Source organism: Flavobacterium zubiriense, from assembly GCF_041729725.1.
Classification (GTDB): Bacteria; Bacteroidota; Bacteroidia; order Flavobacteriales; family Flavobacteriaceae; genus Flavobacterium; species Flavobacterium zubiriense.
Map to the genome: position 1 here is coordinate 144409 of NZ_JBCFQL010000001.1, position 13356 is coordinate 157764.

12 protein-coding genes are annotated in these 13356 nt (G+C 34.9%); 4 read left to right on the plus strand and 8 right to left on the minus strand.

Going from position 1 to position 13356, the window contains the following annotated elements; all coding sequences use genetic code 11:
- Window position 1 precedes the first annotated feature (1 nt).
- A complete protein-coding gene (locus AAGV28_RS00615; RefSeq protein ID WP_373404911.1) occupies window positions 2–706 on the minus strand; it encodes a MotA/TolQ/ExbB proton channel family protein in 705 nt (234 codons plus the stop codon).
- Window positions 707–800: 94 nt separating this feature from the next.
- Window positions 801–1865: an anhydro-N-acetylmuramic acid kinase gene (locus AAGV28_RS00620; RefSeq protein ID WP_373404912.1), complete on the minus strand. Its 1065-nt coding sequence runs from the start codon at window positions 1863–1865 to the stop codon at window positions 801–803.
- Window positions 1866–2049: 184 nt separating this feature from the next.
- Here AAGV28_RS00620 and AAGV28_RS00625 point away from each other — a divergent pair, with 184 nt between their 5' ends.
- The 3 genes from AAGV28_RS00625 (at window position 2050) to AAGV28_RS00635 (ending at window position 4660) form a co-directional block, all read left to right on the plus strand.
- The gene (locus tag AAGV28_RS00625) at window positions 2050–3183 is read left to right on the plus strand and encodes an acyl-CoA dehydrogenase family protein (protein ID WP_373404913.1); all 1134 of its coding nucleotides are present in this window, start codon (window positions 2050–2052) and stop codon (window positions 3181–3183) included.
- 73 nt (window positions 3184–3256) lie between these two features.
- Window positions 3257–3934 (plus strand): SDR family NAD(P)-dependent oxidoreductase, encoded by a 678-nt coding sequence (locus AAGV28_RS00630; RefSeq protein ID WP_373404914.1) that lies wholly within the window; start codon window positions 3257–3259, stop codon window positions 3932–3934.
- Window positions 3935–4054: 120 nt separating this feature from the next.
- Window positions 4055–4660: a SprT-like domain-containing protein gene (locus AAGV28_RS00635; RefSeq protein ID WP_373404915.1), complete on the plus strand. Its 606-nt coding sequence runs from the start codon at window positions 4055–4057 to the stop codon at window positions 4658–4660.
- A 66-nt stretch (window positions 4661–4726) separates the two neighbouring features.
- On the opposite strand, the gene AAGV28_RS00640 is transcribed toward AAGV28_RS00635, so the two are convergent.
- The 6 genes from AAGV28_RS00640 to gcvP form a co-directional block, all read right to left on the minus strand.
- On the minus strand, window positions 4727–5488 hold the full coding sequence (locus tag AAGV28_RS00640) for an ABC transporter ATP-binding protein (RefSeq protein WP_373404916.1): 762 nt from the start codon (window positions 5486–5488) through the stop codon (window positions 4727–4729).
- Window positions 5485–6234: an MlaE family ABC transporter permease gene (locus tag AAGV28_RS00645; protein WP_373404917.1), complete on the minus strand. Its 750-nt coding sequence runs from the start codon at window positions 6232–6234 to the stop codon at window positions 5485–5487. Before AAGV28_RS00645 ends, AAGV28_RS00640 begins: the two co-directional genes overlap by 4 nt.
- A 69-nt stretch (window positions 6235–6303) precedes the next feature.
- Window positions 6304–7152: a glycosyltransferase family 2 protein gene (locus AAGV28_RS00650; protein ID WP_373404918.1), complete on the minus strand. Its 849-nt coding sequence runs from the start codon at window positions 7150–7152 to the stop codon at window positions 6304–6306.
- Between the two features lie 82 nt (window positions 7153–7234).
- Window positions 7235–7762 carry a methyltransferase gene (locus tag AAGV28_RS00655; protein ID WP_373404919.1) on the minus strand — a complete coding sequence of 176 codons (528 nt, stop codon included), beginning with the start codon at window positions 7760–7762 and terminating at the stop codon, window positions 7235–7237.
- A 365-nt stretch (window positions 7763–8127) separates the two neighbouring features.
- Window positions 8128–9186 carry a 3-oxoacyl-ACP synthase III family protein gene (locus tag AAGV28_RS00660; RefSeq protein WP_373404920.1) on the minus strand — a complete coding sequence of 353 codons (1059 nt, stop codon included), beginning with the start codon at window positions 9184–9186 and terminating at the stop codon, window positions 8128–8130.
- A gap of 238 nt (window positions 9187–9424) precedes the next feature.
- Complete coding sequence (gcvP, locus tag AAGV28_RS00665) at window positions 9425–12274, minus strand: aminomethyl-transferring glycine dehydrogenase (protein ID WP_373404921.1); 2850 nt, start codon at window positions 12272–12274, stop codon at window positions 9425–9427.
- A gap of 139 nt (window positions 12275–12413) precedes the next feature.
- On the opposite strand from gcvP, the gene AAGV28_RS00670 reads away from it, so the two are divergent.
- Window positions 12414–13250 carry a UbiA prenyltransferase family protein gene (locus AAGV28_RS00670; protein ID WP_373404922.1) on the plus strand — a complete coding sequence of 279 codons (837 nt, stop codon included), beginning with the start codon at window positions 12414–12416 and terminating at the stop codon, window positions 13248–13250.
- The last annotated feature ends 106 nt before the right edge of the window (window positions 13251–13356 follow it).

Sequence of the window (13356 nt, forward strand, 5' to 3'; positions counted from 1 at the left end):
ATTAGGCAGGGTCGTTTAATAAGTCTAAAAAGTCAACGGCATTGGCTTCCATTTGGTGTACAATTTTATCGGTTTTTACTACTAAGTGGTTGTAACCCACATAAGCAATAATTCCAATTACTAATCCAACAACGGTAGTGGTCATGGCGGTATAAATTCCTTCGGAAAGTGCCCCTACTTCAATTTGACCACCAGCAGTAGCCATTTTGTGGAAAGCCTGAATCATCCCTACAACCGTTCCTAAGAAACCAGTCATTGGGCCAGCTCCGGAAATTGTTGCGAGCATGCTTACATTTTTTTCTAATTTATTTATTTCTAATTTTCCAGCGTTTTCAATTGCTGTATTGATATCGTTGAGTGGTTTTCCAATTCTTGAAATTCCTTTTTCTATTAATCTTGCCACCGGTGAATGAGAATGTGCACAAGCCATTTTAGCGTTGTCAATACGTCCGTTTTTGATGTTATCTTTAACTAGACTCATGAAGTTTGTGTCAATTTTTGACGCTGCATTAATAGCCATCAAACGTTCAAAATAAAGATACAAGGCTACAAAAAGCATTACAAATAATGCTGCCATTATGATTTGTCCCGCTAGACCTCCGCTGGTGAGGAGCTCGATAATAGATAAGGTTTTTTCAACTGGAACCGCTTCGGCTAAGTTTTCGCCTGCAACAGATAAGGTATCTGCTTGTAACAATATACTCATAAATTTTTTCTTTGTTATTGAAACGCTAAGATATTATAAAAATTGCGATTCTATTGGATAAAATTCGAAACAAAAATAGTGCCTCTTTTGTGTTTTAAGGATAGATGTATCCCGAACTATGGTCTTCTTTTGCGCCGGTAACTGAACGGAGTACATTAATTTCATCTCGTAATTTTAACACGCCGAGTAAAGCAAAAATTAAGGCTTCTTTGAATTCCAGAATTTTGCTTTCAGGAATAATTAGCTTCATTTCGGGCAAAAAATGTTGGATTCTGGAAAGGAGAAAATCATTGTAAGCGCCACCACCTGTTATCAAAAGACTTCCTTTTTTTGTAGGCAAAGCCAAAGCCGTTTGCCCAGCAATGTGTTCAGTAAAAGTGTGTAATTTATCTTCAATTGGAATGTTAAATTGTTCAATAAGCGGTAAAACACTTTCTTTTACAAATTCAAAACCGAGTGATTTCGGGTGTTTCTTTTGATAAAATTCGAAAGCGTTTAATTCGTTTAATAATTCAGTATTGATTTTTCCAGTTTTTGAGATTTGACCTTTGTCGTCATAATTCAATCCCAACTGATTGGCATAAAAGTTCAAAACGGTATTTACGGGCGAAATGTCAAAAGCAATTCTTTGATTGTTTTCTTCGAAAGAAACATTGGAAAAACCGCCCAGATTCATGCAATAATCGTATTTGCTAAATAAAATTCGGTCACCAATAGGAACTAATGGAGCGCCTTGTCCGCCCAGTTGCACATCCTGAACTCTAAAATCGCAGACTACTTTTTGTTGAGTCAAAGTCGCAATTTCTGGAAGATTTCCTATTTGAAGTGTAAATCCATTTTGTGGTTGGTGCAAAATAGTATGCCCATGAGAACAAACGGCATCCAAATTAATTATCTGATGTTTTTCGATAAAATCTACAATGATTTTAGAAAGTAGTTGCGTGTAATTTCGATTTAAAATTTCGAGATTTTCTTTCGAAAAATCCACTGCTGTTTTTAATTGGTTTACCCAATTTGAATTATAAGGAACGGTTTCGCTCTCCAGAATTTTAAAAGACCATTGGTTTTGTTTTATTTCGAATTCAATATGAGCTAAATCAACCCCGTCAAGTGAAGTTCCTGACATAACGCCAATTACGTTGTAAAATTCTTTTTTCATGGATGGAAAATAGCAAAGGATTAAAATATTAAAAGCTTAAGTTGTGTTTGTTAGAATAAAAGTAAGTAAATTTAGAAAACACAAAATCAATTAACGAAGATTAGGTGCCGAATATTAAAATATTTTTATCTCGAAAATGAGTTTTTAAACTCAATCGAGGAATTAATTTATAAAAAGTGTTGTTATGGATTTCAATTTGACTGAGGAACAAAAAATGATTCAACAAGCCGCTAGAGATTTTGCTCAAAACGAATTGTTGCCAGGTGTTATAGAAAGAGATGAGTTTTCTAAATTCCCAACAGAACAGGTCAAAAAAATGGCAGAGCTGGGTTTTCTAGGGATGATAGTCGATCCTAAATATGGAGGTTCAGGAATGGACAATGTTTCTTATGTTTTAGTACTCAATGAAATTGCAAAAGTAGATGCTTCGGCAGCAGTGATTATGTCAGTAAACAATTCTTTAGTTTGTGCGGGCTTAGAAAAATATTGCAACGAAGAACAAAAACAAAAATATTTAGTTCCACTGGCTAAAGGCGATGTGATTGGTGCTTTTTGTCTTTCGGAACCCAATGCTGGGTCTGATGCTACTTCGCAGCAAACAACCGCCATTGATAAGGGTGATTATTATTTGTTGAACGGAACAAAAAACTGGATTACTAATGGTTCTACGGCTTCGACTTATATTGTTATGGCGCAAACGCATCCCGAAAAAGGACATAAAGGCATCAATGCGTTTATTGTAGAAAAAGGCTGGGCTGGTTTTGAGATTGGTCCTAAAGAAAAGAAAATGGGAATTCGTGGTTCGGATACGCATTCTTTACTTTTTACTGATGTTAAAATCCCCAAAGAAAATAGAATTGGCGAAGACGGTTTTGGTTTTCATTTTGCTATGGCGGTTTTAAATGGCGGAAGAATTGGAATTGCATCTCAAGCTCTGGGAATTGCAACTGGTGCTTATGAACTAGCATTAAAATATTCTCATGTGCGTCACTCTTTTGGTAAAGAAATTTTTCAGCACCAAGCCATTGCTTTTAAATTAGTAGATATGGCTACTCAAATTATGGCAGCTAAAATGTTATGCTTGAAAGCTGCATCTGAAAAAGATGCAGGAATGGATATTACACAATCGGGAGCAATGGCTAAATTATTTGCTTCTCAAACAGCAATGGATGTTACTATTGAAGCGGTACAAATTCATGGTGGAAATGGCTATGTAGCCGAATATCATGTAGAGCGCATGATGCGAGATGCTAAGATTACCCAAATTTATGAGGGAACTTCAGAAATTCAAAAAATAGTAATTTCCAGAACTTTGTAGTTGTGAGTATAAGCCCAATATTGTTTTTGTTCAAGCCAATGACTATTTTAAAGCTTTTGTTTATTTTTGTTGCATGAAGAATATTATTATCACAGGAACCAGTAGAGGAATCGGATTTGAATTGGCTCTAAAATTTGCCAATGCAGGACACCAAGTTTTAGCCATTTCGAGAAAAACACCTCAAGAATTAATTGTTCACGCAAACATTAGCTGTCTTTCAGTTGATTTGGCCAATGAATCTGAATTAGAAAAAGTAGCAAATTTTCTTGCTGAAACTTGGAAACAAGTCGATGCTGTGATTCACAATGCCGGAAGTTTAATTTGTAAACCATTTGAAACTTTAACGCAAACTGATTTTGAGAATGTATACAAAGTAAATGTTTTTGCTGTTGCTAATTTGACTCGAATTTGTATTCCGTTTTTACAAAAAGGAAGCCACGTAGTGACCATCAGTTCGATGGGAGGCATTCAAGGCAGTTTGAAATTTGCAGGTCTTGCGGCTTACAGTTCTAGTAAAGGAGCGGTAATTACGCTTTCGGAATTATTAGCCGAGGAATACAAAGAACGCGGAATTGCTTTTAATGTTTTAGCTCTTGGATCAGTACAAACTGAAATGCTTGAAGAAGCTTTTCCGGGTTATCAAGCACCAATTTCGGCAGAAGGTATGGCGACTTATATTTTTGACTTCACACTCAACGGGAATAAATATTTTAATGGAAAAGTATTGCAGGTTTCAACGACTAATCCTTAAAAAAAATGAAAGTTATAAGTTAAGAGTTAGGTGGACATAATAAATTTAAAAAAGCATTTATTATTTTAATTTCACTGAAAAACTCATAACTGAAAACTCATAACCCATAACTAAAAAAAATTGAGCGATACTTTAGCAAAATATCTTCCAGATCATGCAGTCAAACCCGTTTTTGAGTTGATTGTAGAGCATAGAGTGCATTTAAAAATCGTTAACGAGCGTGCGACTCGTCATGGAGATTATCGAAAAGGTATCAGTGGAAAACATGAAATCACTGTAAATGGAAGTTTAAATAAATACCGTTTTTTAATTACGCTTATTCACGAAATTGCTCATTTAGTAGCTTTCGAAAAATTTGGACGCAACATCAAACCTCATGGAAATGAATGGAAACATACTTTTCAGCAATTAATGGTTCCCTATATCCGTCCTGAAATTTTCCCAAACCAATTGTTACCATTACTAGCCCGACATTTTAGAAATCCAAGCGCGAGTAGTGATACCGATACTACTTTGTCATTGGCATTAAAACAATTTGATATCCAAAACGATAAAAATTATGTTTTCGAAATTCCTTATGGTAGTGTATTCCGAATTAAAAATGGCAAGATTTTCAAAAAAATAGCCGTTAGAACCAAACGTTATGAATGTTTGGAAATCAGTTCCGGACGCTTGTATTTGTTCAATCCTAATGCTGAGGTGGAATTGATTAAAAACACGAATTAAAAAATCCCAAATTCAAATTATTAAAAAATTCGAATTTGGGATTTTGAGTTTTTGAAATTAAAAGTATTATTTTTTTAAATGTGCTTCTCGTACTTTTTTGAACAAATTAGAAGAATATACAAAGGCTACCACAGCATCATTATCGGTTTCAAAAATTTCTTCCTTTGTGCCTTGCCATTCTTTTAGTCCGTTTTTTAAGAAAACAATATTATCGCCTATTTCCATTACTGAGTTCATATCGTGGGTGTTAACTACGGTGGTAATATCGTATTCTTCAGTAATTTCTTTGATAAGATTATCAATTAATATGGCTGTATTGGGATCCAAACCTGAGTTAGGTTCATCACAAAATAAATACTTTGGTCGGTTTACAATAGCTCTTGCTATGGCTACACGTTTTTGCATACCGCCTGAAATTTCAGATGGCAGTTTATTATGAGCTTCTTTTAAATCAACCCTTTCGAGGACAAAATCGACACGTTCTTTAATCTTGGCTTTATTGTCTCTGGTAAACATTTTTAGAGGAAAAGCAACGTTTTCGGCTACTGTCATCGAGTCGAATAAAGCACTTCCTTGAAAAACCATACCAATTTCGGTGCGTAATTCTCTTTTTTCATCATCATTCAATTCAGAATAAATCCGACCATCAAAAGAAATCGTGCCTACTTCAGGACTATGGATTCCAAGCAAACTCTTTAATAGTACTGTTTTTCCAGAACCACTTTGACCAATAATAAGATTGGTTTTTCCAGTTTCGAAAATGGTGCTAATTCCTTTAAGAATTTTACTGTCTCCAAATGATTTCTCAACGTCTTTTATTTCTATCATGATCCTAGTAATAACTGAGTTAGTATATAATTGAATAGTATGATGGAAACCGAGGTCCAAACAAATGACACAGTACTTGCTTTTCCCACTTCTAGTGCGCCACCTTTCATGTAATAACCGTGAAAAGAGGGAATTGTTGCTAATAACATTGCAAAAATAAAAGTTTTAATGAAAGCATAAATAATATGAAAAGGAATAAAATCCATTTGTGATCCATTGATGAATTCAGCACTTGAAGTAAAACCGCCGTAAACACCCGCCATCCAACCACCCAGGATGCCTAAAAACATACTAATTCCAATAACAAATGGATAAAATAGTAAAGCAATAATTTTTGGGAAGACCAAATAGTTTAGAGAATTTACTCCCATTACTTCCAAAGCATCAATTTGCTCGGTTACACGCATAGTTCCAATACTGGATGTAATGAACGAACCCATTTTTCCAGCCATAATTACCGAAATAAACGTTGGAGCAAATTCTAAAATCACCGACTGACGTGTAGCAAAACCAATGAGGTATTTTGGGATTAATGGATTGGTTAAGTTTAAAGCCGTTTGGATGGCAACAACTCCACCTACGAAGAATGAAATAAACGCAACAATACCAAGGGAATCAATGATTAAATCGTCTATTTCTTTAAAGATGAGATTACGCATTACAGACCATTTGGTTTGTTTGTTGAAAATCTCTTTGAGCATCAGGAAATATTTCCCTACCTGCGATATATATCGAATGAGCATCATAGTTTTTTGAATATGGGCTAATTTACGAAATTAGTTATGAGTTATAGGTTATGAATTATGAGTTTTTCTTTAGAAAAGTTTTTCTTTCATCTTCTTTAAACGATAGCTACGAATAAATTTGGCTTGTTCCTGAGTTACCATAAGTGGTTTTTTTTCGGATTTTGCTTTCAGAAAACCTTGGATGTAATCAAAAAACAGCAAAGGTTTCTTTTTCATAAACGACAATTTAGCCGAAGCGATTGAAGTAATCCAAAATCCGTAACCTAAGGTATAGAAAGCTTCTCCTTGTTTATAACGTGCTGTTTTATTGTAATTGGCGCCAGTTGGTTTTAGGTGTTTTACATGTAAACTTTCGTCGGTTACTACTTTCCAATTGTAGAATTTACACAATAATTCGTCCACGGTATCCCAACCCATTTGCGGTTTTAATCCACCCATTTGTTCGAAAGCTTTTTTTCTATAGGCTTTTAGCGCACCGCGAATATGATCTTTATCGGTTAGGTTTTCTAAAATCCATTCGCCATTTTTTTCGATGTAGCAAAATCCACCTACCATTCCGATAGTTGGATCGGAGTTGAAATGTTTGGTAATTGTTTCGAAATAATTATTTGGAAAAATTAAGTCGGCGTCGAGTTTAACAATCACATCATAATCTTCGTCTAAGGATTCAAAACCTTTTTGGAATGCCTGAATTACTTTGCTTCCTGGCAAATGAATCGCGCTTGATTTTTTTTCTACCAATGTAATAAACGGATTGTCTTTGGCGAAAGCCAGCACAATTTCGGCGGTGTTATCAGTAGAATTGTCATTCACAATCACTATTTTTTTAGGTAAATGTGTTTGCGAAATCAAGGATTCTAATGTCAAAGAAATAAATTCTTCTTCGTTATGAGCAGGAATAACTATGTAGTAGTTCATTGTAATAATTATGAATTATAAATTATGAATTGTAAGTTCCCAATCATAATTTGTAACAATTGTTTTTAAATCATTCAATCATTTAATTTTTCAATTTTTCTGCAAAAACAATATAATATCTTGGTGTGAAATAACGCAATAGAGGTCTAAAACCTAGTTTTTTTACAGGATGAGTGAATTTTTCTCTAGCAGTTATTTTCCAGCCTGTTTTTTCTAAAAGCCAGTCTAATTGCCAGTCTTCAAATTCGTGGTAATGTCTGTCCCACATATCCGTTTTGCTTCTGTAAGCTGGAGAAAACCAAAGACGCAACGGAATTGAAATCACCAATTTATCGCATTTTACATTTTCTAAAACAGTGTAAGGATTTAATAAATGTTCGAAGATTTCGAAAGCAGTAAAAACAGTATAGGATTCAGTTTGCAAAGCGGTTTGGTCTTTATCTAAATCTTCTCCTTTGGTGTTTTTTACCTTATATCCATTTTCTTCCATTATTTTTGAAAATGGATTGGGTACTCCTAAGTCAAAAATAGTTTCAGAAGTTGAAACATGTTTTTTTAAAAAATCTAAAGTGTGTTTGAATCTTTTATTAGGAAACGTTTTTTCGTACATAGTTATTTCGAGGAACGAATGAATCTTTCGTTCATTATTAGTTTAAGATTTGTTCAAAAATTTTGTGTGTAAATGTACAAAGATATATTTCTTGTTAGGTAGAATTTTAATGCATATTATAATGTTGATTTCTTGTTTTTTGCAACTAATTCACTAATTTATTCTCTTAAATACTGCATTCTGTTTGGTTTAATTTCACTTATTTTTATCTACTTAGAATTTGTAACAAGTTAGAGTATTTCTTAAAGTGAGTTTTGATGTAAATAAAGATTCGTGAATTAGTGGCTATGGTTTTACTTAAAAGAAAAATCCGCAACTAAAAATAACTTTTAGGCTGCGGATTTATTATTTCGAATTTTTAAAAATTAATAACGATATACAAAAGCATTAATGTTCATTCCTGCTCCAACAGAAGCAAAAATAAGAATGTCACCTTTGTTGATTTCGTGATTTTCAATTTGTCCTTGTAATATCAAATCGTATAGAGTAGGAACGGTAGCTACACTGCTATTTCCTAAATCGTGAATACTCATTGGCATAATGTTAGCCGGAGCAGTTTTGTCATATAGTTTGTAAAAACGGTCTATGATGGCTTCGTCCATTTTTTCATTGGCTTGGTGAATCAGGATTTTTTTGACATCCTCTATTGCAATTCCGCTTTTATCCAAACAACTTTTCATGGCAGTAGGAACATTGCTCAACGCAAATTCGTAAATTTTTCTACCATACATTTTGATGTATTTGGTATCGCTGTCTTCACCTGGATGATAGGATTTTCCATAATATAAAAATCCAGCTTCTTCTTCAGTATAGGAAGCTGTTTCATAAGAAAGCATGCCGCTATCGTTATCAGAAGCTTCTACAATAGTTGCCCCAGCACCATCCGAATAAATCATCGAATCTCGGTCGTGGTCGTCTACGACTCTCGAAAGCGTTTCAGCACCAATAACCAAACAACGTTTTGCCATTCCAGATTTGATAAAAGCATTGGCCTGCAATACACCTTCAACCCAACCAGGACAACCAAAAATAAGGTCATAAGCCACACATTTAGGGTTTTTAATCTGCAATTTATGTTTTACACGACTGGCTAAACTTGGTATCATATCCGATTGGATAGTTCCAAATTTTACGTCTCCAAAATTGTGTGCGAAAATGATATAATCAATTGTTTCAGGATCTATTCCTGCATTTTCTATCGCTTTTTGGGAGGCAAAAAAAGCCAAATCAGAAGTGTTATAATGACTTTCAGAATAACGCCTTTCTTCGATTCCAGTTATCGCTTTGAATTTTTTAATAATAACTTCATTCGATTGCTTGATGGGAGTTCCATCTTCATTTAAAAATTGATGAAGTTCAAAGTGTTTATCAGAAATTACTCTTTCGGGAATGTAACTTCCTGTTCCAGTTATTTTTATTTTCATTAGACTTTTTCTGTTAAAAAAATAGCGATATTATTCTGTTTTCAAGTTAACAAGAAAATAATATTTGCTATACAATTGGCAAAACTACTGATATTTTTTAAAGAATATTCAAAATCAACTGCTTTTAATTTTTGATTTCCGAATGTTGTTTGAATAAAAAACATTTAGTACCGTAATTTTCTGTTAGTTAATAAAATGCCCCGAAACAAACGAGGCATTCAGAATTATGTTTTTAATATTAACTTTCCATATATGCCTCAATTGGCGCACAGGTACAAATTAAGTTTCTATCTCCAAAAGCGTCATCTGCTCTACGCACTGTAGGCCAAAATTTATTTTCAGCAATGTATTCTAGCGGGAAAGCGGCTTGTGCTCTGGTGTATGGAAAATTCCAAGTTTCAGCCGTTAACATCGCTAAAGTATGTGGTGCATTTTTTAATACATTGTTTTTGTCTTCGATAGATGATGCTTCAATTTCTTTACGAATCGAAATCATAGCCTCGCAAAAACGATCTAATTCCTCTAAGTTTTCACTTTCTGTAGGTTCAATCATTAAAGTTCCAGCCACTGGAAAAGAAACTGTTGGAGCGTGGAAACCATAATCCATCAAACGTTTCGCAATATCAGTTACTTCGATTCCTTTTTGTTTGAACGGACGGCATTCTAAAATCATTTCGTGAGCCGCACGTCCCATTTCTCCAGAATACAAAGTGTCGTAATGCCCGCTCAATTTTTCTTTGATGTAGTTTGCATTCAAAATAGCATGTTCTGTTGATGATTTTAAACCTTCGGCACCTAACATTTTGATGTATCCATAAGAAATCAAGCAAACTAAAGCCGAACCCCAAGGGGCTGCAGAAATTGCCGTAATGGCGCTTTCGCCTCCTGTTGGTACTACTGGATTTGTTGGTAAAAATGGAGCTAATTGTGGAGCAACACAAATAGGACCAACACCAGGTCCACCACCACCGTGAGGAATAGCGAAGGTTTTGTGTAAGTTCAAATGGCAAACGTCAGCACCAATAGTGGCCGGATTGGTCAATCCAACTTGTGCATTCATATTGGCACCATCCATATAAACCTGACCGCCATTATCGTGAATGATTTTAGTAATTTCTTTGATGGCACTTTCGTAAACCCCGTGAGTGGACGGATACGTAATCATTACACAAGATAAATTGGCTGCGTGCAAAATGGCTTTTTCACGTAAATCTTCAACGTCAATATTTCCGTTTTCTAAGGTTTTGGTAACCACCACTTTCATTCCCGCCATAGCTGCCGAAGCCGGATTGGTTCCGTGAGCCGAAGCTGGAATTAAAGCAATATTTCTATGATGATCGCCTCTGGATTGGTGATAGGCCTGAATGACCATCAATCCTGCGTATTCTCCTTGTGCACCAGAGTTTGGTTGTAAAGTAGTTGCGGCAAAACCAGTAATTTCGTTTAAGTATTCTTCCAGTTTAGAAAGCATTTCCTGGTATCCTTGCGCTTGATTTAAAGGTGCAAATGGGTGAATGCTGTTCCAACTTGGCGCACTTAATGGCAACATTTCGGCAGCAGCATTCAATTTCATGGTACAAGAACCTAACGAAATCATCGAATGATTTAAAGCCAAATCTTTACGCTCTAACATTTTGATGTAACGCATCAAAGCAGTTTCTGAATGGTATTTGTTGAAAACTTCGTGTTGTAAAAATGTTGAAGTTCGAACTAAACTTTCTGGAAAATGATTCGTTTCTGATAATTCGTTAATTATGATTGTTGCTAATCCTTTTGCAGCAGCAAAAATAGAGACTATTTTATTCAGATCGGCAAAACCGATGGTTTCGTTTAATGAAATAGAAACAGAATTTTCGTTTGGATAAAAGAAATTAACTTCGTTAGCCTCAGCAATTTCTCTTATTTTTTTGGCATCTGCTTGTATTACAATAGTGTCGAAGAAAGCAGTATTGGTTTGTTCGAAACCTAATTTTGCTAAAGTATTGGCTAAAGTCACCGCCGAAGCATGTACTTTATTCGCGATATATTTTAATCCTCTTGGGCCGTGATACACCGCATACATACTTGCCATTACAGATAATAAAACCTGTGCTGTACAAATGTTTGAAGTGGCTTTGTCACGTTTAATGTGCTGCTCGCGGGTTTGTAATGCCATACGTAACGCACGATTTCCATCAGTATCAACAGTTACTCCGATGATTCTCCCCGGCATCGAGCGTTTGTATTCTTCTTTAGTTGCAAAATAAGCCGCATGAGGCCCACCGTAGCCTAACGGAATTCCGAAACGTTGTGTAGTTCCTAATGCAACTGCAGCACCCATTTCTCCCGGAGGCGTTAATTTGGCTAAACTTAAAATATCAGCCGCAACAGCTACTTTGATGTTGTTTTCGGCAGCTTTTGCAATAAAAGCAGTATAATCGTTTACTTGTCCAAATTTCCCAGGATATTGCAAAATAGCGCCGTAGAATTCTTCAGAAAAGTCGAAAGTTTCGTGATTTCCTATTACTAATTCTACTCCAATAGGCGTAGAACGGGTTTGTAAAACAGATAAGGTTTGTGGTAAAATTTCTTCAGAAACGAAGAATTTACAAACATTAGCTTTCTTTTGCTCTCTGGTTCTTACGTCAAACAATAATGCCATAGCTTCAGCTGCAGCAGTACCTTCGTCAAGTAAAGAAGCATTGGCAATTTCCATTCCGGTCAATTCGATAACCATAGTTTGGAAATTCAAAATGGCTTCCAGACGCCCTTGCGCAATTTCTGCCTGATAAGGTGTATAAGCGGTGTACCAACCCGGGTTTTCGAATACATTTCGTTGAATAACCGCAGGAACAATGGCTTGGTTGTACCCTAAACCAATGTAGGTTTTGAACATTTTATTCTCATTTCCTAATAGCGTAATATGTTTTAAATATTCATATTCCGTCATTTCAGGATCTAAATTTAGAGGTGCTTTTAGACGAATATCATCTGGAAGTGTCTCGTAGATGAGTTGTTCTATTGATTCAACTCCTATTGTTTTCAACATCTGTTGTAGGTCGGATTCCTCTGGACCTATGTGTCTTAAAGCAAAAGCATCTGTTTTCATGTAGCTGTAAAAAAGGTTCTATTTTTCGTGGTGCAAATTTACGGAGAATATTCAAAAGAAATCGGCTTCAAGGAATTGATTTTTAGTAATCTTTCAACCAAAAGCGCTAGTTGTTAACAACGATCCTTATTTTTGTGTGATGAAAGTTTTAAAACAGCTATTCGATTTTTATATTCAAGGCAGCATTCACGTGGCTTTGTCGGTCTATTTTTTGGTACAAATAACTTATTTTATGTTTCACATTCCAGAAGATAAACCCTTAGCTAATTTTGCTTTTTTTGGAACTATTGTAGGATATAATTTTGTTAAATATGATAGTTTAGCAAGAACAAATACAATCCGAATCCGTTTGAGTTTAAAGTTGATTGTTTTGTTTAGTGCATTCTCGTTTTTAGCTACGGGATTTTATTTTTTTCAATTGCAAGGGTTAACCCAAATGGTTTCCATAGGCTTTTTGTTGCTGACGTTGTTATATACTTTGCCCTTTTTTCCGAATCGAAAAAATGCAAGAAATTGGGCAGGAGTGAAAATTTATATTGTTTCACTGTGTTGGGTGGGAGTGACTTTGATATTGCCAATTCTAGATTCAGGAATTGCAATAACAGCTGATTTTTATCTCAAAAGTATCCAGCGTTTTATTCTCGTTTTTACTTTGATTCTTGTTTTCGAAATCCTTGATTTAGCCAATGACGATCCGCATTTGAAAACCGTTCCGCAACAAATAGGAGTGAAGCGAACTAAAATTTTGGGATATATTTTATTGCTGATTTTTTGTGCTTTGGAGCTTTTAAATAGCAATTTCACTTTCAATGGCGATATACAATATTCGTTATTATCATTGTTATTGATTTTTGCAATTGCAATTGTAGTAGCTTTATTTTTGGCTTTTGCCAATGAAAAACGCTCTAAATATTATACTTCTTTTTGGGTCGAAAGTGTGCCTATTTTGTGGTGGTTGTTACTGGTTTTGGTTTAAAGCAATATTGTTGAATAGAAATGATTTTAAGAAGTTTTAAAATAAAAAACCGAAGCATCACTACTTCGGTTTAAATCTGAAATCAAAAATCGTTAGTCAACAATCT